The 21447-nt window shown below is 73.9% G+C and carries 22 protein-coding genes and 1 pseudogene; 9 read left to right on the forward strand and 14 right to left on the reverse strand.

Annotated elements, in window-relative coordinates; translation table 11 throughout:
• The first annotated feature begins 146 nt into the window (after positions 1–146).
• Both ABZ881_RS19225 and radA read left to right on the forward strand, forming a co-directional pair.
• Positions 147–863 carry a copper chaperone PCu(A)C gene (locus ABZ881_RS19225; RefSeq protein ID WP_358486325.1) on the forward strand — a complete coding sequence of 239 codons (717 nt, stop codon included), beginning with the start codon at positions 147–149 and terminating at the stop codon, positions 861–863.
• Positions 860–2233 (forward strand): DNA repair protein RadA, encoded by a 1374-nt coding sequence (radA, locus tag ABZ881_RS19230; protein WP_358486445.1) that lies wholly within the window; start codon positions 860–862, stop codon positions 2231–2233. Before ABZ881_RS19225 ends, radA begins: the two co-directional genes overlap by 4 nt.
• Positions 2234–2239: 6 nt before the next feature.
• Here radA and ABZ881_RS19235 read toward each other — a convergent pair whose 3' ends face one another.
• Complete coding sequence (locus tag ABZ881_RS19235; RefSeq protein ID WP_358486326.1) at positions 2240–3037, reverse strand: hypothetical protein; 798 nt, start codon at positions 3035–3037, stop codon at positions 2240–2242.
• A 278-nt stretch (positions 3038–3315) separates the two neighbouring features.
• On the opposite strand from ABZ881_RS19235, the gene ABZ881_RS19240 reads away from it, so the two are divergent.
• Both ABZ881_RS19240 and ABZ881_RS19245 read left to right on the forward strand, forming a co-directional pair.
• Positions 3316–4179, forward strand: a complete 864-nt coding sequence (locus tag ABZ881_RS19240) for an A/G-specific adenine glycosylase (RefSeq protein ID WP_358486329.1) — start codon at positions 3316–3318, stop codon at positions 4177–4179.
• The gene (locus ABZ881_RS19245) at positions 4179–4673 is read left to right on the forward strand and encodes a 2'-5' RNA ligase family protein (protein WP_358486331.1); all 495 of its coding nucleotides are present in this window, start codon (positions 4179–4181) and stop codon (positions 4671–4673) included. Before ABZ881_RS19240 ends, ABZ881_RS19245 begins: the two co-directional genes overlap by 1 nt.
• On the opposite strand, the gene ABZ881_RS19250 is transcribed toward ABZ881_RS19245, so the two are convergent.
• A complete protein-coding gene (locus ABZ881_RS19250; RefSeq protein ID WP_358486333.1) occupies positions 4667–5470 on the reverse strand; it encodes an alpha/beta hydrolase in 804 nt (267 codons plus the stop codon). The two genes, ABZ881_RS19245 and ABZ881_RS19250, sit on opposite strands and share 7 nt — an antisense overlap.
• A 22-nt stretch (positions 5471–5492) precedes the next feature.
• Between ABZ881_RS19250 and ABZ881_RS19255 the strand changes: the two genes are divergently transcribed.
• The 3 genes from ABZ881_RS19255 to ABZ881_RS19265 all read left to right on the forward strand — a co-directional run bounded on the left by ABZ881_RS19255 (position 5493) and on the right by ABZ881_RS19265 (position 7024).
• Complete coding sequence (locus tag ABZ881_RS19255; RefSeq protein ID WP_358486335.1) at positions 5493–5846, forward strand: hypothetical protein; 354 nt, start codon at positions 5493–5495, stop codon at positions 5844–5846.
• A 9-nt stretch (positions 5847–5855) separates the two neighbouring features.
• Positions 5856–6173, forward strand: a complete 318-nt coding sequence (locus tag ABZ881_RS19260; RefSeq protein ID WP_358486338.1) for an antibiotic biosynthesis monooxygenase — start codon at positions 5856–5858, stop codon at positions 6171–6173.
• Between the two features lie 74 nt (positions 6174–6247).
• The gene (locus tag ABZ881_RS19265; protein WP_358486339.1) at positions 6248–7024 is read left to right on the forward strand and encodes a Sir2 family NAD-dependent protein deacetylase; all 777 of its coding nucleotides are present in this window, start codon (positions 6248–6250) and stop codon (positions 7022–7024) included.
• On the opposite strand, the gene ABZ881_RS19270 is transcribed toward ABZ881_RS19265, so the two are convergent.
• From ABZ881_RS19270 to adh, 3 genes are all read right to left on the reverse strand, one after another.
• Positions 7003–7593: a cysteine hydrolase family protein gene (locus tag ABZ881_RS19270; protein WP_344021366.1), complete on the reverse strand. Its 591-nt coding sequence runs from the start codon at positions 7591–7593 to the stop codon at positions 7003–7005. The genes ABZ881_RS19265 and ABZ881_RS19270 overlap by 22 nt on opposite strands.
• A gap of 63 nt (positions 7594–7656) precedes the next feature.
• The gene (locus tag ABZ881_RS19275; RefSeq protein WP_358486341.1) at positions 7657–8055 is read right to left on the reverse strand and encodes a DUF779 domain-containing protein; all 399 of its coding nucleotides are present in this window, start codon (positions 8053–8055) and stop codon (positions 7657–7659) included.
• On the reverse strand, positions 8055–9578 hold the full coding sequence (gene adh / locus ABZ881_RS19280; RefSeq protein ID WP_358486343.1) for an aldehyde dehydrogenase: 1524 nt from the start codon (positions 9576–9578) through the stop codon (positions 8055–8057). The genes ABZ881_RS19275 and adh overlap by 1 nt, the downstream gene beginning before the upstream one ends.
• Before the next feature lie 169 nt (positions 9579–9747).
• Between adh and ABZ881_RS19285 the strand changes: the two genes are divergently transcribed.
• Positions 9748–11175 carry a GAF domain-containing protein gene (locus ABZ881_RS19285; protein WP_358486346.1) on the forward strand — a complete coding sequence of 476 codons (1428 nt, stop codon included), beginning with the start codon at positions 9748–9750 and terminating at the stop codon, positions 11173–11175.
• 105 nt (positions 11176–11280) lie between these two features.
• Here ABZ881_RS19285 and ABZ881_RS19290 read toward each other — a convergent pair.
• A pseudogene (locus tag ABZ881_RS19290) lies at positions 11281–11496 on the reverse strand (YhjD/YihY/BrkB family envelope integrity protein); the annotation flags it as partial.
• A gap of 27 nt (positions 11497–11523) precedes the next feature.
• Here ABZ881_RS19290 and ABZ881_RS19295 point away from each other — a divergent pair.
• Positions 11524–12177, forward strand: a complete 654-nt coding sequence (locus ABZ881_RS19295) for a nucleoside/nucleotide kinase family protein (protein ID WP_358486347.1) — start codon at positions 11524–11526, stop codon at positions 12175–12177.
• Between the two features lie 126 nt (positions 12178–12303).
• Here ABZ881_RS19295 and ABZ881_RS19300 read toward each other — a convergent pair whose 3' ends face one another.
• The 8 genes from ABZ881_RS19300 to ABZ881_RS19335 all read right to left on the reverse strand — a co-directional run bounded on the left by ABZ881_RS19300 (position 12304) and on the right by ABZ881_RS19335 (position 21335).
• Positions 12304–14847, reverse strand: a complete 2544-nt coding sequence (locus ABZ881_RS19300) for an ATP-dependent Clp protease ATP-binding subunit (RefSeq protein WP_344021390.1) — start codon at positions 14845–14847, stop codon at positions 12304–12306.
• A gap of 233 nt (positions 14848–15080) precedes the next feature.
• On the reverse strand, positions 15081–15908 hold the full coding sequence (locus ABZ881_RS19305; protein ID WP_358486349.1) for a siderophore-interacting protein: 828 nt from the start codon (positions 15906–15908) through the stop codon (positions 15081–15083).
• 112 nt (positions 15909–16020) lie between these two features.
• Complete coding sequence (locus ABZ881_RS19310) at positions 16021–16365, reverse strand: Lsr2 family protein (RefSeq protein WP_344021394.1); 345 nt, start codon at positions 16363–16365, stop codon at positions 16021–16023.
• A gap of 268 nt (positions 16366–16633) precedes the next feature.
• Positions 16634–18148: a lysine--tRNA ligase gene (gene lysS, locus ABZ881_RS19315; RefSeq protein ID WP_344021396.1), complete on the reverse strand. Its 1515-nt coding sequence runs from the start codon at positions 18146–18148 to the stop codon at positions 16634–16636.
• Between the two features lie 153 nt (positions 18149–18301).
• Complete coding sequence (locus tag ABZ881_RS19320) at positions 18302–19114, reverse strand: type III pantothenate kinase (RefSeq protein WP_358486351.1); 813 nt, start codon at positions 19112–19114, stop codon at positions 18302–18304.
• A gap of 3 nt (positions 19115–19117) precedes the next feature.
• Entirely contained in the window at positions 19118–19528 is a 411-nt protein-coding gene (gene panD, locus ABZ881_RS19325) for an aspartate 1-decarboxylase (RefSeq protein ID WP_358486353.1), read from the reverse strand.
• 14 nt (positions 19529–19542) lie between these two features.
• Positions 19543–20415: a pantoate--beta-alanine ligase gene (panC, locus tag ABZ881_RS19330; protein ID WP_358486354.1), complete on the reverse strand. Its 873-nt coding sequence runs from the start codon at positions 20413–20415 to the stop codon at positions 19543–19545.
• Entirely contained in the window at positions 20412–21335 is a 924-nt protein-coding gene (locus tag ABZ881_RS19335; protein ID WP_358486357.1) for a DUF2520 domain-containing protein, read from the reverse strand. The genes panC and ABZ881_RS19335 overlap by 4 nt, the downstream gene beginning before the upstream one ends.
• Positions 21336–21447 lie beyond the last annotated feature (112 nt).

A 21447-nucleotide genomic window follows, 5' to 3' on the forward strand; every position in this document is an offset into this window, starting at 1 on the left:
AGCCGGCCTGCGGGCGCCCGACCGCGCACCGGCGCGGGGCACGCGACTAGGCTGCCGGGCGGATCGGGCGATTCCACCGCGCCGGTCCGCACTCGCCGTACGCGCGCCGGGAGCAGCTCCCGGCCGGCAGGAAGGACACGCCGACCGTGAGCCGCAACCGCCGTCCCGTCCGCACCCTGGCCGGGGTCGCCGGAGCCGTCGCCCTGACCGGCCTGCTGCTGAGCGGGTGTGGTACGGGACAGCTCTCGCAGACCGCCCAGCAGGTCGCCGCGACCAACGGCGTCAACGTCTCGGTCGGCTCGGTCGACCTGCGGGACGTGCAGGTCGCCTATCCCGAGTCGCCGGCCAGCGAGGCCGCGCTCTACGCCAGGGGCACCGCGGCGCCGCTGCGCGCCACCCTGGTGAACTCCGGCAGCGTCGCCGACCGGCTGGTCTCGGCCAGCTCTCCGGCCGCCGCGAACGTGCTGATCGACGGCGACCCGGTCCTCCCGCAGGACATCGCGCTGGTGTCGGCGGCGAACTTCCCGCTGTCGCCGACCGCGAGCCGCCCGCTGAACATCACCCTCGAGGGCCTGACCCAGCCGATCGGCGCCGGCGACTCCATCCCGGTCACGTTCGTCTTCGAGCGCGCCGGCTCGGTCACCGCGCAGGTGCCCGCCGCCGTGCCGACCGAGGACGTGCCGCTCGGCCCCGGCCCGGAGCGCGACGACTTCTCCGCCGAGGCCGAGGCCGCACCGGCGCCGCCGGAGCTGCCGGCCGACGAGGGCCAGGACGGCGAGGACACCTCGGTCACCGACGGCGAGGGCGTCGAGTCCGTCCCCGGCAACGAGGGCAGCGGCGCCGGCGGCGCCGCCGGCAACTGACCACCAGGACCCGGGCGGCCCGCTCGGGTGGCTACCGCTGCACCGAGTGCGACCAGCGCACCGCGCAGTGGGTCGGCCGCTGCCCGGGCTGCCAGGCCTGGGGCAGCCTGGAACAACTGGAGGCGCCGCGCGGCAACGGCCGGACGGTCGTCGCGGGCGCCCCGAGCACGCCGGCCCGCCGGATCGCCGACGTCGAGCTGGACGCCGCCCGGGCCCGCCCGACCGGCGTCGACGAGCTGGACCGGGTGCTGGGCGGCGGGCTGGTGCCCGGCGCGGTCGTGCTGCTGGCCGGTGAGCCCGGCGTCGGGAAGTCCACCCTGCTGCTGGAGGTCGCGGCCCGCGCGGCGGCCGGATCGCGGGTGCTCTACGTGTCCGGCGAGGAGTCCGCCGGCCAGGTCCGGCTGCGCGCCGAGCGGACCGGCGGGCTGCACGACGAGCTCTACCTCGCCGCCGAGTCCGACCTGGAGTCGGTGCTCGGGCACGTCGACGCGCTGGCGCCGTCGCTGCTGGTGATCGACTCGATCCAGACCATGTCCACCGCCGGGGTCGACGGCACCCCGGGCGGGGTCACCCAGACCCGCGCGGTGACCATCGGGCTGACCGCGCTCGCCAAGGAGCGCGGCCTGGCGGTGCTGCTGGTCGGCCACGTCACCAAGGACGGCGGCATCGCGGGCCCGCGGGTGCTGGAGCACGTCGTCGACGTGGTGCTGCACTTCGAGGGCGACAAGCACTCCGCGCTGCGGATGGTGCGCGGCGTGAAGAACCGGTTCGGCCCGGCCGACGAGGTCGGCTGCTTCGAACTGCGCGACTCGGGCATCGTCGGGCTGCCCGACCCGTCGGGGCTGTTCCTGGGCCGGTTCGGCCAGGGCGGCGACGGGGTGCAACCGGGCACCGCGGTGACCGTGGTGATGGACGGCAGGCGGCCGCTGCTGGCCGAGGTGCAGGCGCTGGTGGCCGGGGCGAACATCCCGAGCCCGCGGCGGGCGGTGACCGGGCTGGACGCGTCCCGGGTGCCGATGCTGCTCGCCGTCGTCGAGCGGCGGGGCGGGCTGAAGCTGCACGACGCCGAGGTCTACACCGCGACCGTCGGCGGCATGAGGGTCACCGAGCCGGCCGCGGACCTGGCGGTCGCGCTGGCCGTCGTCTCGGCCAAGCGCGACATCGCGCTGCCCGCCGATCTCGTGGTGCTCGGCGAGCTCGGCCTGGCCGGTGAGCTGCGCCGGGTGCACGGCATCGGGCGGCGGCTGGCCGAGGCGGCCCGGCTCGGCTTCACCAGGGCGATCGTCCCGCCGGACGCCGAGGTCGGGTCGACCGGCATGAGGATCACCGAGGCGGCGTCGCTGAAGCAGATCATGGACCGGCTGCGCTGAGCCCGGTCAGCCCATCAGCAGCGGGGCCGGCGCGCTGACCACCCCGCCGAGCCGGGCCAGCACCCGGTAGCCGCCGGGCTCGACCCGGGCCCGCTCGGCCGCGCAGCCGGGCTCGGACCGCAGCCCGCTCCAGGTCACCGCGAACGCGACCGGCTCGCCGGGCACCAGGGTGCGCAGGTCGTCGGTGGCCGGGTTCGAGCAGTCGTTGGACGACCAGAGCTTGTCCGCGCCGTCGCCGCTCCATACCGCGATCTCCTGCTCCGCACCGTCCAGGTCACGCACGCACGGCTCGCCGGACACGTTGGTGACCACCAGCCGCAGCTCCGGGCGGGCGTCGGCCGGGTAGCTCGGCTGCCCGGTCTCGGCCCGCACCTCGATCATCCCGTCGGCGCAGGGCACCGGGCCGGTCGCGGGGGACGGCGCGGCGTCCGGCACCGGCACCGACGGGCGCGGGGTGTCGTCGGGCCGCACCGTCTCGTCCACCGGGCCCGCGTTCGGGGCCGCGGGCCCGGTGGACTCCCTCTCATCCGCCGGTCCGGGGCCGGCGGTGGCGGGGAGCGGCGGCTGCGGTGCGCCCGGGGCTGGGGACTCCGGGGCCGGGGATGCCGGAGCCGCCGCTCCGCTGTCGGGGGTGGACACCGCTGCGGCACCGGTCGGTGTGGTGTCCTCGCCGGCCGCTCCGGGGATGAGCAGCCAGGTGGTCAGCCACAGCAGGGCGAACAGCGCGAGCAGCGCGGCGCCCACCGCGACTGCGCGCCGACGCCAGTAGACCGACGCCGGTAGGGGTCCCACCGGGTCCAACATGTCACTGACGGTAGATCGATGATTACTCGATGTCGTCGGCGCCGCGCCGGTGCGGAGCAGGTCGGCGCGGTTGTACCCCTGTGAGGGAACGGGGGACGCGCCACCGGGTGACCGGGGCGCACCGGCACCGACCGACCGTGCCCGGCGGTCCCGTCGGAACCGCCCCGGCCACACCCGACCAGGGGCGCTGATCACGGATCCGGTACCGGGACGGTCGCCCGGTGCCGCTCCGGGTGCCCGATCCGTGATCACGTCCGGGCACCCGCGACACTGGAGGGGTGCTGGCCGAACGGATCCACCCGTGGTTCTCCGAGCATGCCCGGAACCTTCCGTGGCGGCGCCCGGGCACGACGCCGTGGGGGGTGCTGGTCAGCGAGTTCATGTTGCAGCAGACCCCGGTGGCCCGGGTCGAGCCGGTCTGGACCGAGTGGATGCGGCGCTGGCCCGCGCCGTCCGCGCTGGCCGCCGCGCCGCGGGCGGACGTGCTGCGCGCCTGGGGCAAGCTCGGCTACCCGCGCCGGGCGATCCGGCTGCACGACGCCGCGGGCGCCATCGCCCGGGAGCACGGCGACGCCGTCCCGTCGGACGTGGACGCGCTGGAGGCGCTGCCGGGCGTCGGCTCCTACACGGCGCGCGCGGTCGCCGCGTTCGGCTTCGGGCTGCGGGCCCCGGTCGTCGACACCAACGTCCGCCGGGTGGTGGCCCGCGCCGTGCACGCCCACGGTGACGCCGGCCCGGCCCGGACCCGTGCCGATCTCGCCGACGTCGACGCGCTCCTGCCGCCGGACGACGCGACCGCGGCGGTCGTCTCGGCCGGGCTGATGGAGCTCGGCGCGGTGGTCTGCACCGCGCGGGCACCGCGCTGCCCGCTCTGCCCGGTCGAGGCGGAGTGCGCCTGGGTGGCCGCGGGCAGGCCCGCCTACGACGGCCCGCGCAAACCGGTGCAGGGCTTCGCCGGGACCGACCGGCAGGTCCGCGGGAAGCTGATGGACGTGCTGCGCGGCGCCCCCGGCCCGGTCCGGCGGGCCGAGCTGGACGCGGTCTGGCCGGACGCCGGGCAGCGCGACCGCTGCCTGCACTCGCTGCTGGTCGACGGCCTCGCCGAGCAGACCGACGACGGCCGCTTCGCACTCCCCGCCTGATGCCCGCGACCGTCCGGTTCCGGCTCGATCCCGCCGCGGTGGGCGAGCTGGCGGGGCTGCGGGCCCGGCTCACGGCCGCCGGGCTGCCCGCCGCGGGCGGCGACCCGATGGTCACCGTCGCCGCCGCCGGGACCGTCCCGGGACCGGCCAGACACGCCCTGGTGGCCGACCTGCGGCTGGTCGCGCTGCCCGCGCTCTGGCTGGCCACGCTCGGCTCCCGGACCGGTGACGACGACGCGCTGGTGCTCGCCGCCGTCACCGACCCGGAGGTGCTCGCGGTGCACACGGCGGTGCACGACGCGCTGGCCGGACGGGTCCGCGGTGCGCACGCCGCGCACCTGCCCGGCTCCTGGCTGCCGCACGTCGTGCTCGCGACCGGGCGGCCGGCGGAGGCGTTCGCGCTGCTGCACCCGGTGCCCCCGGTGCGGGCCCGGATCGTCGCCGTGGAGCTGCACGACTCGCGCACCGGGGTGACCGAGGTGCTCGCTCACTGACCGGTGGCGCCGAGCAGCGCGGTCACCGCCCCGGCCCAGCCGGCCGGGTCCGCGTCGTGCACGAGATGGCCGGTCCCGGGCAGCCGGACGTGCCGGGCGCCCGGCACCCGGGCGGCGAGCAGCGCGAGCTGCCCCGGCGGGGCGACCGACTCCCCCGCCTCGATCACCAGCAGCGGCACGCGGACCGCCGACAGCTCGCCGAGCAGGCCGCGGCGCAGCCAGTGCGCGGCGATCGCGCACGCGTCGTCGACGTCGCAGGCGAGCCACCAGCCGTCGGCGCGGCGGACGGCGCAGCGCCCCATGTGCTCGCCCACCTCGGGCCGCGGCCGGCCGAGCACCGCCGCCAGCGCGGCCAGGGACGGGTGCGGCCCGGCGACCGCGCCGAACCAGGCGCGCATGTCGTCGAGCAGCCCCGGCGGGCTGCCGGTCAGGTCCGGTGGCGGGTCCTCGGCGACGACCGCGGTGACCAGGTCCGGCCGCCGGGCGGCGGCCAGCAGCGCGGACAGCCCGCCCATCGAGTGGCCGACCAGCGCGGCCGGCCCGGTGCGCCCCAGCAGCTCGACGACGTCGCGGGCCAGCCGGTCCGGTGACCAGGCCGCCGGGTCCGCCCCGTCCGGCCGCCCGGAGCGCCCGTGCCCGCGCGCGTCCGGCGCCAGCACCCGGCCGTACGGCGTCAGCGCCGACGCACGCGGCTCCCAGCTCGCGGCGCAGCTCATCAGGCCGTGCAGCAGCACTATCGGCCGCCCGCGGCCACCGAACGCGGTGACGGCCAGCTCGACGCCGTCGGAGGAACGCACCCGCCGACCCTAGGCTGCACCCGTGGCCGACGAGCACGACGTGCGCCGGATCGCCCTCGGGCTGGACGGCGCCGCGGAGAACCCCTCCGACGGGTTCGACTTCCGGGTCCGTGGCAAGGGGTTCGTGTGGTCCTATCCGGAGCGGGTACCGGGCCGCCGCCGGGTGATCCGGACCGACATCGCGGTGCTCTACGTCGGGGACGAGGCGGAGAAGCAGGCGCTGCTGCGCGGCGAGCCGGAGTTGTTCTCCACCGACCCGGGACACGAGCCGTTCCCGCTGGTTCTGGTGCGCCTGGAGCGGGTCGGCGTGGACCGGCTGGCCGAACTCGTCGGCGACGCCTGGCGGATGCGCGTCGACGAGGCCGGTCCGGGCTAACGTGGGTGCATGGCCGTAGTGAAGATCAACGCGATCGACGTCCCGGAGAACGCCGGGCCGGAGCTGGAGAAGCGGTTCGCGAACCGCCTGCACGCCGTCGACGGACAGCCCGGGTTCATCTCGTTCCAGCTGCTCCGCCCGGTCTCCGGGGACGACCGGTACTTCGTGGTCACCCACTGGGAGACCGAGGAGGCGTTCCAGGCGTGGCGGGACGGGCCCGCCGCCGAGGCGCACGCCGGTGCGCGCTCGCCGAAGCCGGTCGCCACCGGCGCCTCACTGCTGGAGTTCGAGGTCGTCGATCTCGATCAGATCGCGGCGGGGTCCTGATCGATCCCGCGCTGCGCTCCGCCGCGGCGCTGATCGGCGGCGCCGACGCGCTGCTGGTCACCGCCGGGGCGGGGATGGGCGTCGACTCGGGCCTGCCGGACTTCCGCGGCGACGAGGGCTTCTGGCGCGCCTACCCGCCGTACGCCCGGCTCGGACTGCGGTTCGTCGAGCTCGCCGATCCGGAGCACTTCGCCGACGACCCGGAGCTGGCCTGGGGCTTCTACGGGCACCGCCTGCACCTGTACCGGCGGACCGTCCCGCACGCCGGGTTCGATGTCCTGCGGCGCTGGGCCGAGCGCGTCCCGACCACCGTGTTCACGTCCAACGTGGACGGTCAGTTCCAGCGCGCCGGGTTCCCCGCCGGGGACGTCGCCGAGGTGCACGGCTCGATCCACCACCTGCAGTGCCTGCGGCTGTGCGGGTACGGCGTGTGGCCGGCCGACGGCGTCGACGTGGCGATCGACCCGGACAGCATGCGCGCGACCGGCCCGCTGCCGTCCTGTCCCGGCTGCGGCGGGCTCGCCCGGCCGGCCATCCTGATGTTCGGCGACGCCGGCTGGGACACCTCGCACGCCGAGCCGGCGCTGCAGCGGCACGTCGACTGGCTGGCCCGGCACCGGGCCGGGCTCGCCGTCGTCGAGCTGGGGGCCGGCACCGCGCTGCCGACCGTGCGCCGCCGCTCCGAGCTGGCCTCGGCCGCGACCGGCGCGCTGGTCCGGATCAACGTCCGGGAGCCGCAGGTGCGGCACGGCCGCGGCGTCGGCATCGCGGCGGGGGCCGCTGCGACCCTCGCCGCGATCGACGAGCTGCTCGACGCCCGGGCGGCCGCTCAGTCCGGCACGGACTTCTGACCGGGCACCACGATCGCCGGCAGGTCGGCGAGCCCGGCCAGCGCGGCGGAGTGCACCTCGGCGGCCCGGACGGTGCCGTCCACCCCGGGCAGGTCCCGGGTGGCGGTGGCCGCGGCGACCACGGTCGGGACGTGCCCGGCGGAGAACGCGCTGCGGGCCGTCGAGTTGACGCACATGTGCGTCATGAACCCGGCGAGGACCAGGTCCTGGTAGCCCTCCAGCAGGTCCGCCAGGCCGGTGTGCACGAAGGCGCTCGGGAAGTTCTTGACCACGACGGCCTCGCCGTCCCGCGGCGCCACCGAGTCGTGGATCGCGCCGATCGGGGCGGTGACGTCGTACGGGCTGCCCTCGCCCGCGTCGTGCTGCACGTGGATCACCCGGGCGCCCGCGGAGCGCGCCCGGTCGAGCAGCGCGGCGGCCTCCGCCAGGGCCGGCTCGACGTTCTCCAGGCGCATCACGCCCTCGGTGTAGGTGTTCTGCAGGTCGATCATGATCAGGGCGGAGCGGCCCAGCGGGGCCGGCTCGACCGGCAGCCCCATCAGCCCGCGCAGGGTGTGCGGTGCGGACATCGGTGTCCTCCTTCGTCCGGACACACCGCGGGCCCGGACACACCGGTCCGGGCCCGCGATGGGTCAGTCGTCGTTCAGTGACCGCCACTCGTCGTCGGTGAACAGCCGGGAGCGGATCAGGAACCGGACGCCCTCCGGCGCCTCGACCGAGAACCCGCTGCCCCGTCCCTTCACCACGTCGACGGTGAGATGGGTGTGCTTCCAGTATTCGAACTGTGACGCCGACATCCAGAAGCCGATCGGCTTCTCGATCCCGTCCACCCGGAGGTCCCCCAGATGGATGTCCGAGCCGCCGGTCTTGAAGTCACCGTCCGCGTAGCACATCGGGGCGCTGCCGTCGCAGCATCCGCCGGACTGGTGGAACATCAGCGGACCGTGCAGCTCGGTGAGCTTCACCAGCAGATCGGCGGCGGCCGGCGTCAGCGCCACCCTGGGGGTGACGGCGGCGTCCGGCTGCCCCATCAGAAGAAGCCCAGCGCGTTCGGCGAGTAGCTCTGCAGGACGTTCTTGGTCTGCTGGTAGTGGTCGAGCATCTGCTTGTGGTTCTCCCGCCCGATGCCGGACTGCTTGTAACCGCCGAACGCCGCGTGCGCCGGGTAGGCGTGGTAGTTGTTCACCCACACCCGGCCGGCCTGGATGTCGCGGCCCGCCCGGTAGGCGGTGTTCGCGTCCCGGCTCCACACGCCGGCGCCGAGGCCGTAGAGCGTGTCGTTGGCGGTCCGGATGGCGTCGTCGTAGTCGGAGAAGCGGGCCACCGAGACGACCGGGCCGAAGATCTCCTCCTGGAAGATCCGCATCTGGTTGTTGCCCTCGAACACGGTCGGCTTGATGTAGTAGCCGCCCGCGAGGTCGCCACCCAGATCGGCCTTCTCGCCGCCGGTGAGGACCTTGGCCCCCTCCTGACGACCGATGTCGATGTAGGACAGGATCTTCTCGAACTGGTCGTTGGACGCCTGCGCACCGATCTGGGTGTCGGTGTCGAGCGGGTTGCCCTGCTTGATCTGCTCGGTGCGCTTGACCGCCTGCTCCAGGAAATCGGAGTAGATGCCGCCCTGGATCAGCGCGCGGGACGGGCAGGTGCACACCTCGCCCTGGTTGAGGGCGAACATCGCGAAGCCCTCGAGCGCCTTGTCGTAGAACGCGTCCTGCTGGGTGGCGACGTCGTCGAAGAAGATGTTCGGGCTCTTGCCGCCCAGCTCCAGGGTGACCGGGATCAGGTTCTCCGAGGCGTACTGCATGATCAGCCGGCCGGTGGTGGTCTCACCGGTGAAGGCGATCTTCGAGATCCGCTTGTTCGACGCCAGCGGCTTGCCCGCCTCGACCCCGAACCCGTTGACGATGTTGACCACACCCGGCGGGAGCAGGTCGGCGACCAGGTCCAGCAGCACGTGGATCGAGGCCGGGGTCTGTTCGGCCGGCTTGAGGACGACCGCGTTGCCCGCGGCGAGGGCCGGGGCCAGCTTCCAGATCGCCATCAGGATCGGGAAGTTCCACGGGATGATCTGGCCGACCACGCCGAGCGGCTCGTGGAAGTGGTAGGCGACGGTGTCGTCGTCGATCTGGGACAGCCCGCCCTCCTGCGCGCGGATCGCCCCGGCGAAGTAGCGCAGGTGGTCGATCGCCAGCGGGATGTCGGCGGCCAGGGTCTCCCGGCAGGCCTTGCCGTTCTCCCAGGACTCGGCGATCGCGACGGCCTCGAGGTTCGCCTCGATCCGGTCGGCCATCTTGTTCAGGATGTTCGCCCGCTCGGTCGGCGAGGTCTTGCCCCAGGCCGGTGCGGCCGCGTGCGCCGCGTCGAGCGCCTTCTCGACGTCGTCGGCGGTGCCGCGGGCGACCTCGGTGAAGTTCTGCCCGGTGATCGGCGTCGGGTTCTCGAAGTACTGCCCCTTGGCCGGCGCGACGTACTCGCCCCCGATGAAGTGGTCGTAGCGGGGCTTGAACGAGACGACGCTGTCCGGCTGACCCGGTGCCGCGTACGTGGCCATCGTTGGTCCTTCCCGTGGGAGATGTCGCATTCATTGCGCGTGATGCCGGACACTAGGAAGGTGGGGGTTGCACGGGAGTTGCACGCAGATGCGGAACCTGAACCTCCGGTGAGTGCCGATCACGCGGATTCGATTCAGGTAAGGCTGAGCTAACCGTAGGGTGAGTGTCGTGACGCGTGAACGAGCCGCACTGGAGCGGGCCCGCGGTGCCGCGCTGACCGGCTCGGCCGCGCCGGAGCTGCGCCCGGAGATCCGGGCGTCGTGGGAGCGCTCGCTGGCCGCCGCCGTCGATCCGGAGCGGTCCCGGCCGACGCACCCCTACCAGCCCGGCGAGGTCGCCGAGCTGCGCGCGGGACATCCGCTTGCGCGGGTGCTGCCCGTGCTGCGGGAGACCCTTGTCGCCGCGGCGGAGCAGGCCCGGCACATGATGATCGTGACCGACGAGCGCGGGCACATCCTGTGGCGCGAGGGCGCCCGGGAGGTGCTGCGCCGGGCCGAGCGGGTGGAGCTCGTCGAGGGCACCCGCTGGAGCGAGGACGCGGTCGGGACCAACGCGATGGGCACCGCGCTGTCCGACGACCGGCCGGTCGGGATCCACTCGGCCGAGCACCTGGTGAGCGCCTACCACCCGTGGACCTGCGCGGCCGCGCCGGTGCACGACCCGGAGACCGGCCGCCAGCTCGGCGCGGTCGACGTCACCGGGCCGGAGGAGACCTTCCATCCGATGACGCTGTCGCTGGTCACCGCGGCCGCCCGGCTCGCCGAGCACCGGCTGGCGGCGCTGACCGAGGAGCGCGACCGGCGGTTGCGGGACACCAACCTGCCGCACCTGGCCCGGCTCGGCGACGTGCCCGGCGCGCTGCTCTCGCCGCGCGGCCGGGTGCTGGCGGCGACCCCGGCGCACCGCTTCCCGGCCCGGGTGCCGCTGCCCGAGCGCGGCGACCGGATCGTGCTCGACGGCGGCGCGGAGGCCGTCCTGGAACCGCTCGGCGAGGGCTGGCTGCTCCGGGTGCCCGCACCGGCCGGTCCGGTGCTGCCGACGCTGACCCTGCCGTTCCTCGGGGCCCGCGCGCCGGTGGCCCGCCGGGACGGGCGGCCGCTGCGGCTCGGCCTGCGGCACGCCGAGGTGCTCACACTGCTCGCGTTGCACCCCGAGGGGATGACCGCCGACCAGCTCGCCGGCGCGCTCTACGGCGACGAGGGCCGCCCGATCACCGTCCGGGCCGAGATGCACCGCCTGCGCCGCTGCGTCGGCGAGGGCACCGTGCGCACCCAGCCCTACCGGCTCGCCGCCCGGGTGGACGCGGACTTCCTGCGGCTGCGCGAGGCGCTGCGCGACGGGCGGGTGCGCGACGCCGCGGCGGAGGCGGCCCGCGGGCCGTTGCTGCCGACCTCGGAGTCGCCGGGGGTGCGGTCCGAGCGGGAGCACCTGGTGGCCGCGACCCGGACCGCGGTGCTCCGCTCCGGCGATCCGGACGCGCTGCTCGCGCTGCTGCGCACCGACCCGGACGACGAGCTGCGGGAGCGGTTGCGGGCCGCGCTGCCGGCCGGGGACCACCGCGTGCTGGACCTGCCCGGCCCGGACCTGCCCGGCTGATCCGTCGTGGCCGTCAGTGCGGGTCGGTGTGGTCGGGGATGCCGTCGTCGTCGGAGTCGGGCAGCCGCGGGCGTCCTCACCGGCCCGGACGGCCTCCAGCTGCGCGGCCAGCGCCACCCCGGCCAGCAGCGCCACCCCGGTGACGTTCGCCCAGATCAGCAGCGCCATCACCGCGGTCAGCGGGCCGTAGGTCGCGCCGAAGTTGTCGGCGGAGGCCACGTACAGCGCGAGCAGCCCGGATCCGGCCAGCCAGGCCCCGGCGGCCGCCGCGCGGGCATGATCCGTGTTTCGGGAGTGCCGGAGCCAGTTCCGGCGCGCCACGCTCCCAGGACAGGGATCATGGTGCGCATGCCGGAGCAGCGGTTCGACGACCTGGTGCAGCGGGCAGCGCGGCTCGTCCCGGCGGGCGGGCGGGCACTGCTCGGCGTCGCCGGGGCCCCGGGGGCCGGCAAGACCACCCTGGCGCTCGCCCTGGTCCGCGCGCTGACCGCGGCCGGGGTGGCCGCGGTGCACGTCCCGATGGACGGCTTCCACCTCGCCGATGTCGAGCTGGCCCGGCTCGGCCGTGCCGGCCGCAAGGGCGCGCCGGACACCTTCGACGCGGCCGGCTACGCGGCCCTGCTGCAGCGGCTGCGCGCCGCGCCGGGGCGCGAGACCGGGCCGGTGTACGCGCCGGCGTTCGACCGGGAGATCGATCAGCCGGTGGCCGGGTCGATCCCGGTGCCGCCGGAGTGCCGGCTGGTCGTCAGCGAGGGCAACTACCTGCTCGTCGACACCCCGCCGTGGCACGCGGTGCGGGCCGCGTTCGACGAGGTCTGGTTCCACGAGACCGACGAGGCGCTGCGCCTCGAACGGCTGGTGGCCCGGCACGTGCGGTTCGGCAGGTCCCCCGCCGCGGCGCGGGAGTGGGTGCAGCGCACCGACGAGCCGAACGCGCGGCTGGTCGGGTCCACCCGCGCGCGGGCCGACCTGGTCGTGGTCCGGGCCGGCCTCCCGGCCTGACCCGTCCCCGCCGGACGCCACCCACAGCACGAGTCGAACCTGCGCGAGTTGTGACCCCTCGGACATGACGGAGGGCCCGCCCCGGATCGTCCGGGACGGGCCCTCCGCCAGAACCTGCTGCTCAGCTCACTCCTCGCCGGCCAGCGCGGTCGGCGGGGTGTCCGGGACCGGCTCCGACGGCTTCGGCTCTCCGCGGAACACGAAGTGCGCCTTGTCGTCGTAGGCCTTCGAGTCCTCCGGTGCGTCGGTGTCGAGCCCCTCGACGTCGACCAGGACGATCTGGCCGCCCTCGATCTCGCCGAAGAGGATCTTCTCCGACAGCTGGTCCTCGATCTCGCGCTGGATCGTCCGGCGCAGCGGCCGGGCGCCGAGGACCGGATCGAACCCGCGGCGCGCCAGCAGCTTCTTGGCGTTGTCCGTGAGCTCGATGGCCATGTCCTTGTTGGCCAGCTGCTTCTCCACCCGCCCGATCATCAGGTCGACCATCTCGATGATCTGCTCCTGGTTGAGCTGGTGGAAGACGATGATGTCATCGATGCGGTTCAGGAACTCCGGGCGGAAGTGCTTCTTCAGCTCGTCGTTGACCTTGGTCTTCATCCGCTCGTAGTTCGAGGCCTCGTCGTTGCCGGAGGAGAAGCCCAGCCCCACGGCCTTCGAGATGTCCTGGGTGCCCAGGTTGGAGGTGAAGATCAGCACGGTGTTCTTGAAGTCGACCGTGCGGCCCTGGCCGTCGGTGAGACGCCCGTCCTCCAGCACCTGCAGGAGCGTGTTGTAGATCTCCTGGTGCGCCTTCTCGATCTCGTCGAACAGCACCACCGAGAACGGCTTGCGCCGCACCTTCTCGGTGAGCTGGCCGCCCTCCTCGTAGCCGACGTACCCGGGAGGGGCACCGAACAGCCGCGAGGCGGTGTAGCGGTCGTGGAACTCACCCATGTCGATCTGGATGAGCGCGTCGTCCTCGCCGAACAGGAAGTTGGCCAGCGCCTTGGACAGCTCCGTCTTACCGACACCGGACGGGCCGGCGAAGATGAAGGAGCCGGATGGGCGCTTCGGGTCCTTCAGGCCGGCGCGGGTACGGCGGATAGCCTGGGAGACCGACTTGACCGCGTCCTCCTGGCCGATGATGCGCTTGTGGAGCTCGTCCTCCATGCGCAGCAGCCGGGTGGTCTCCTCCTCGGTCAGCTTGAACACCGGGATGCCGGTCCAGTTGCCCAGCACCTCCGCGATCTGCTCGCCGTCGACCTCGGCGACCACGTCGAGGTCACCGGACTTCCACTGCTTCTCGCGCTCGGCCTTCTCGCCGAGCAGGGTCTTCTCCTGGTCGCGCAGGTGCGCGGCCCGCTCGAAGTCCTGCGCGTCGATCGCCGACTCCTTGTCCCGGCGGACGTTCGCGATCTTCTCGTCGAACTCCCGCAGGTCCGGCGGAGCGGTCATCCGGCGGATGCGCATCCGGGCCCCGGCCTCGTCGATCAGGTCGATCGCCTTGTCCGGGAGGAAGCGGTCGTTGATGTAGCGGTCGGCCAGCGTGGCGGCCGAGGCCAGCGCGTCGTCGGTGATCGTGACGCGGTGGTGCGCCTCGTACCGGTCGCGCAGGCCCTTGAGGATCTCGATGGTGTGCGCGACCGACGGCTCGGACACCTGGATCGGCTGGAAGCGCCGCTCCAGCGCCGGGTCCTTCTCGACGTACTTGCGGTACTCGTCGAGCGTGGTCGCACCGATGGTCTGCAGCTCGCCGCGGGCGAGCATCGGCTTCAGGATCGAGGCCGCGTCGATCGCGCCCTCGGCGGCACCCGCCCCGACGAGGGTGTGGATCTCGTCGATGAACAGGATGATGTCGCCGCGGGTGCGGATCTCCTTGAGCACCTTCTTGAGGCGCTCCTCGAAGTCACCGCGGTAGCGGGAACCGGCGACCAGCGAGCCCAGGTCGAGGGTGTAGAGCTGCTTGTCCTTCAGCGTCTCCGGGACCTCGCCCTTGATGATCGCCTGGGCCAGCCCCTCGACCGCGGCCGTCTTGCCGACGCCCGCCTCGCCGATCAGCACCGGGTTGTTCTTGGTCCTCCGGGAGAGGACCTGCATGATCCGCTCGATCTCCTTCTCCCGGCCGATGACCGGGTCCAGCTTGCCCTCGCGGGCCTGCTGGGTGAGGTTGCGACCGAACTGGTCCAGCACCAGCGACGACGACGGGGTGCCCTCGCCGCGACCGGCGGTGCCGCTCTCGGCGGGCTCCTTGCCCTGGTAGCCGGACAGCAGCTGGAGCACCTGCTGGCGGACCCGGTTGAGGTCGGCGCCGAGCTTGACCAGCACCTGGGCCGCGACACCCTCGCCCTCGCGGATCAGCCCGAGCAGGATGTGCTCGGTGCCGATGTAGTTGTGGCCGAGCTGCAGCGCCTCGCGCAGCGACAGCTCCAGCACCTTCTTCGCCCTGGGGGTGAACGGGATGTGGCCGGACGGGGCCTGCTGACCCTGGCCGATGATCTCCTCGACCTGCTGCCGCACGCCCTCCAGAGCGATTCCGAGGGACTCGAGTGCCTTCGCGGCGACACCCTCACCCTCGTGGATCAGGCCAAGGAGGATGTGCTCGGTCCCGATGTAGTTGTGGTTGAGCATCCTGGCCTCTTCCTGGGCCAGAACGACAACACGTCGCGCTCGGTCGGTGAACCTCTCGAACAATTCGCACTCCTTGCCTGCTGCGCCTCACGTACGGCGCGACCAGCATCTTCTGCCCGGACCCGGCACGCCGGGAACCGGCACTGCGCCTCGCGTGACACTGCGCCGGCCCGCCCCCGCGGGGGAAGACCTCATACCACTGTATCGGTCGACCGGCCTCCGGCGCCTCCACCTGACGTGCACAGAGGGACTGCCGGGCGTAACAGCCGATCCGCCGGCCGTGTTCCCGGGTGCGGTCAGCCGGCCTCCGCGGCCGCCTCCTCGCGGGCCCGCTCGGCCGCCTTGAACTCGCGGAAGCCCTCCTCGTCCCGGCCGCGCCGCCAGTACCCGGAGATCGACAGGTCGTCGCGCGGGACGCCGCGCTCGCGGCCGAGATGGCGGCGCAGCTCACGGACCGCGATCGCCTCGCCGTGCACGAAGGCGTGCACCCGGCCCGGGCGGAAGTCCAGTGCGCGGACGGCCTCGGGGAGCTGGACGCTGTCCGGGTCGCCACCAACGGCCGAGCGGTGCAGCCAGTGCACGGTGAGGTCGGCGTCGCCGGGGAGCTTCAGCTCGTCGTCCGGGCCGTCGACCTGCAGCACCGCGACGGCCCGGCGACCGGCCGGGATCCGCTCCAGGGCGGCGCAGATCGCGGGCAGCGCGGACTCGTCGCCCACCAGCAGATGCCAGTCGGCCTCGGGATCCGGCGCGTAGGCGCCGCCCGGCCCGACCAGCCGCAGCCGGTCGCCCGGCCGGGCCGACGCCGCCCACGGCCCGGCGAGGCCGATGTCGCCGTGGTGCACGAAGTCGATGACGAGCTCGCCCGCGTCGTGGTCGAGTGCGCGGACGGTGTAGGTGCGCTGCACCGGCCAGTGCTCGCGGGGGAGCTCGGCGTGCACCCGGTCCAGGTCGAACGGCTCCGGGTAGTCGACGCCCGGCCGCAGGAAGAGGATCTTGACGTAGCGGTCGGTGTACCCGGTCTCCGGGAACGCCGCGAGGCCCGGGCCACCGGCGACGACGCGCACCAGGTGTGGGCTCAGACGCTCGGTCCGGAGGACCTCGAGTTCGGTGACACGACGGGCCATGGCGGCTGCCTCCCGGTGCGGGGGTGGGAAGGGGCCCGGGCGACGGTACCCCTCCCGGCCGCCCCGCTCAGGTGAGCCTTGCCTGGTGTGACCGGTTCAACGCGCGGGGCCCTCAGTTCTCCTGGTGATACGCCTCGAGCACCTCGGCCGGGATCCGGCCGCGGTCGGAGACCTTCATCCCGCGCTTGCGGGCCCACTCGCGGATCGCCTGGTTCTGCTCGCGGTCGACCGACGGGCGGCGGGCGGCGGAACCCGACGCGGAACCGCGCCGCCGGGACGGACCGGCCGCACGCCGGGCGGCGGCCACGTAGTCGGCGAGAACGTCGCGCAGCTTCTTCGCGTTGTCACCGGTCAGATCGATCTCGTAGTTGCGGCCGTCGAGACCGAACTCGATCGTCTCATCTGCCGCGTCGCCGGTCAGATCGTCGACGAGCCGGACCTCTTTGATCTGCGCCATCGTCGCAGCCTCCCTGAAAGACCGTGCAGGTATATGCGGGCGAACCGGTCCGGCGGACGCCGAAGCAATACCCGGACGCAATGACACTGACATGCAGAGCACCGGAACCGACTCGATTCAACAGTAACCGAGAATTGTTGGCTGCGTCGAGCGAGGGTCGAGTTCAATGCAGAATCCGGCCGAAAGCCACTCGATCGGGCCGCGCATAGCCGTCGTCCCCGGCCGCGGACGACGCGACCGGGGGCGACCGGCGGGGGGCGGACCGTGCCTAGGATTCCCCGCGGACCAGCGGGAACAGGATGGTCTCCCGGATACCGAGTCCGGTCAGCGTCATCAGCAGCCGGTCGACGCCCATCCCGAGTCCGCCGGTCGGCGGCATCCCGTATTCCATGGCGCGCAAGAAGTCCTCGTCCAGCTGCATCGCCTCGGGATCGCCCGCCGCGGCCTTGAGCGACTGCGCCTGGAGCCGCTCCCGCTGCTCCACCGGGTCGACCAGCTCGGAGTACGCGGTCGCCAGCTCGACCCCGAACACGATCAGGTCCCAGGACTCCGACAATCGCGGGTCGTCCCGGTGCGCGCGGGTCAGCGGCCGCACCTCGACCGGGAAGTCGCGCACGAACGTCGGCTCGACGAGGGTGTGCTCGACGAGCTTCTCGAACAACTCCAGGACGATCTGTGCGGCGGTCGGATAATCGGTCACGTCGACGTCGTGCTCGGCCGCGATCCGCTGCAGATCCGACAGTTCCGTGTCCGGGCTCACAGCGCGTCCGACGGCATCGGAGACGGCGCCGTAGAGCGTGATCGAACGCCACTCACCGCCGAGATCGTGTTCGGTGCCGTCGTGGTGCCGGACAGTCGTCGAGCCGAACAGCGCCCGCGCCGAGGACTGGATCAGCTCGCGCGTCAGCACGGCCATGTCGTCGTAGGTCGCGTATGCCTGGTACGCCTCGAGCATCGCGAACTCCGGCGAATGCGTCGAGTCGATCCCCTCGTTACGGAACACCCGGTTCAGCTCGAAGACCCGCTCGATACCGCCGACCACGCAGCGCTTCAGGAACAGCTCCGGCGCAATCCGCAGGTACAGATCGGAGCCGAGCGCGTTCGCGTGCGTCACGAACGGGCGCGCGGTCGCGCCGCCGTGCAGCAGCTGCAGCATCGGCGTCTCCACCTCGATGAAGTCGCGGCCGGTGAGCGCCTCGCGGACGGTCCGCAGCACGGTGGAGCGGGCACGCACGGTCTCCCGCGCCTGCGGGCGGACGATCAGGTCGACGTAGCGCTGCCGGACCCGGTTCTCCTCGGAGAGCTCCTTGTGCGCGGTCGGCAGCGGTCGGACCGACTTCGAGACCATCGACCACTCGTCGGCCTGGACCGACAGCTCCCCCCGCCGGGAGGTGATCACCTCGCCGCGAACCAGCACGAAGTCGCCGAGATCGACCACCGACTTCCAGCGGGTCAGCTCGTCGGCGCCGACCCGGTCCAGCGACAGCATCGCCTGCAACTCGGTGCCGTCGCCCTCGCGCAGCGTCGCGAAGCACAGCTTGCCGGTGTTCCGCACGAAGATCACCCGGCCGGCGACGGCGACCTTCTCCCCCGTCGCGGTGTCCGCGGGCAGATCGGGATGGGCGTCGCGGACCTGGCGCAGGGTGTGCGTGCGGGGCACCTGCACCGGATACGCCTCGGTGCCCGCGGCCAGCAGATCCGCGCGCTTCGCCCGGCGCACCCGCAGCTGCTCGGGCAGGTCCGCCTCGGATCCGGGGTCGCTCGGGGTGCCGGGAGTGTTCACGACCGGTCAGGCTATCGGCGCCGCCCGGGCCGCCCGGGCGGCGCCCCCCGACGACGACCGAGCGCGCGCCCACCGCATCGAAGGTCCCGCGGGCCAGGGCGTCCCGGGTGCCGATGCGCACGATCGTGCAGCGGGCCCGGCGCCGCTGAGCACTCAGCGGGCCGGGCGGTGGTGGCGCAGGTGGGTCAGTCGCAGGCCGTGCAGGGTGAGGTCCGGGACGTGCACGGTGACCGTGTCCGCCCGGCGGTACACCAGCTCGGCCAGCCCGCCGGTGACGGCCACGGTCACCGGCTGCGCGTCCGGGCCGAGCTCGGCCAGGATCCGGCGGACCAGGCCGTCGACCTGCCCGGCGGCGCCGTAGAGCACGCCGGCCTGGACGGCCTCGACCGTGGTCCGGCCGATCACCGAGCGGGGCTCGAGCAGGTCGACCGGGCGCAGCGAGGAGGCGCGCTCGGCGAGCGCCTGCATCGCGATGTCGATCCCGGGCGCCAGCGCGCCGCCGAGAAACTCGCCGCGCGCCGAGACGACGTCGATGTTCGTGCAGGTCCCGAGATCGACGCAGATGCAGGTGGTGCCGAACAGGTGGTGCGCGGCGAGGGTGTTCACCACCCGATCGGCGCCGACCTCGCGCGGATGGTCGACCAGTAGCGGGACACCGGTGCGCACCCCCGGGCCGACGACCAGCGTCCGCATCCGGTCCGACCAGCGCGCCAGCAGGGTGCGCAGCTCGCGGGACGGGCCGGGGACGGTGGACAGCGCGGCGACCGCCGTCACCGCGGCGAACCGCGGCCCGAGCATCCCGGTGATCGTCAGGTCGAGCTCGTCGGCGGTGGCCCGGGTGTCGGTGCGCATCCGCCAGCGGTGCTCCGGCTCCGGGGTGAGCGAGGACGGGTCGGTCCCCGGCCCGGGCTCCGGGTAGAGCCCGAGCGAGACGTGGGTGTTCCCGACGTCGATGCAGAGCAGCACCGGCTACCGCGCCGCGGAGGACAGGAGCCCCGAGCCGGCCGGGGCGTGACCGGGATCGGTGCCCAGCTCGGCGATCCGGTTGTCGGCGTCGACGAACACCACCCGGGACCGGTAGCCGGGCAGCTCCGCCTCGTCGTAGGCGCCGTAGGAGATCAGGATGACCAGGTCGCCTGGGTGCACCAGATGCGCGGCGGCGCCGTTGATCCCGATCACCCCGGAGCCGGGCTCGCCGGTGATCACGTAGGTCTCCAGGCGGGCGCCGTTGGTGATGTCGACGATCGAGACCTGCTCGCCCTCCAGCAGGTCCGCCGCGGCCATCAGGTCGGCGTCGACGGTGACCGAGCCGACGTAGTGCAGGTCGGCCTGGGTCACGGTCGCGCGGTGGATCTTGGACTTCATCATCGTGCGGTACACGGGATCTCCTCGGATCAGAGCGCGACGGGGACGTTGTCGATCAGGCGGGTGCGGCCGAACCGGGCGGCGACCAGCAGCCGGGCGGCACCGGTGCCGGGCGGCGGGCCGAGGTCCGTCCCGCGCAGCGTCAGGTAGTCGAGCTCGATCCCGGGCACGCCGTCGAGCGCGGCCCGGGCGGCCGCCAGGACCGCGTCGTGGCCGCGGGCGGACACCCCGGCGCCCGCGGCGAGCGCCCGGGACAGCACCCCGGCGCGGACCCGCTGCTCGGGATCGAGGTAGACGTTGCGCGAGGACAGGGCCAGGCCGTCGTCCTCCCGGACGGTCGGCACGCCGACGATGTCCAGGCCGAAATCCAGGTCGCGCACCATCCGGCGGATCAGGGTGAGCTGCTGGTAGTCCTTCTCGCCGAACACCGCCGCGTCCGGGGCGACGATGTGGAACAGCTTCGCGACGACGGTGAGCACGCCGTCGAAGTGGCCCGGCCGGACCGCGCCCTCCAGCTCCGCGCCGAGCGGCCCGGCCGAGACCCGGATCTCCGATCCGGGCGGGTACATGTGCTCGACGCCGGGGGTGAAGACCAGTTCGACGCCCTCCTCCCGGCAGGCGTCGAGATCGGCCTCCAGCGGGCGCGGGTAGCGGTCCAGGTCCTCCCCGGCACCGAACTGCAGCGGGTTCACGAAGATCGACACGACCGGGACGACGGCGCCCGGCATCCGCCGGGCGTGCCGGATCAGCTCGCGATGGCCCTCGTGCAGGGCGCCCATCGTCGGGACCAGCACGACCTTGCGGCCGGCGCCGCGCAGCGCCCTGGTCACCGGGGCCAGCTTCGCCGGATCGGCGTGCACGGTCAGCCGGCCGGTCGCGTAGCCGTTGCGGGTGGCGGTCACCGGTCCTCCTCCAGGGCCTTCTCGACGTCGTCCAGGGCGGCCCGGTCCAGCAGCCCGGCGGCCGCGGCCCGCCGGGCGGTCCGCCCGGCCAGCGCGCGGTAGCCCGCGGCCAGGTCAGGATCCGCGGCCGTGATGCGTTCCAGATGGGTCCGGACGGTGCCCGAGTCACCCCGGGCGACCGGCCCGGTGAGCGCCCGGTCACCGTGTCGCAGCGCGTTGTCCAGGGCCGCCGACAGCAGCGGCGCGACCAGCCGGTCGGCGGGCCGCACGCCCGCCGACTCCAGCAGCTGCACGCAGTCCCCGACCAGCGTCATCAGGTGGTTGGCGCCGTGCGCCAGCGCCGCGTGGTAGAGCGGTCGCACCGCCTCGGGGATGCGCACCGGCTCGGCGGACATCTCCAGGACCAGCGCCTCGGCGACGCTCCAGCCGACGGCGTCACGCGGGTCCGCCTCCCCGGTGTCGGCGGTGCCCGGCGCGGTCACTCCGACGCAGCATGAGGCGAGCCGCTCGACGTCCTCGGAGCGGCCGGTGAAGGTCATCGCCGGGTGCAGGGCCAGCGGCAGCACCCCGTGCGCCGCGGCGGGCTCCAGCACGGCGACGCCGTGCGAGCCTGCGGTGTGCACCACGATCTGGCCGGGGCGGAAGCAGTCCGCGGCGGCGAGGCCGCGGACCAGGCCGGGCAGCACGTCGTCGGGGACGGCGAGGAGCACCAGGTCGGAACGGGTGCAGACCTCGTCCGGCGGCAGCAGGGGGACGTCCGGGAGCAGCTCGGCGGCCCGGCGCAGCGAGGCGCGGGACACCCCCGAGGCGGCGACGACGTGATGGCGCGCGTTGGCGAGGGCTGCCCCCAGCACCGAACCGACACGTCCGGCGGAGACCACGCCCACGGCGAGCCGCGCAGGGCGGCCGGCATCGTTCACTTCTCAGTCCGTTTCCTCCCGCTCCGGTCCGTGTCGGTACCGGTCGGGCAATCCGCGGTGCACGCGACCTCCGGTGGCCGCGCCAGCCGCGAGGGTAGACGCGCCCGGGAAC

Origin of the sequence: Pseudonocardia sp. NPDC046786 (genome assembly GCF_040645415.1) — a bacterium.
GTDB lineage: Bacteria > Actinomycetota > Actinomycetes > Mycobacteriales > Pseudonocardiaceae > Pseudonocardia > Pseudonocardia kongjuensis.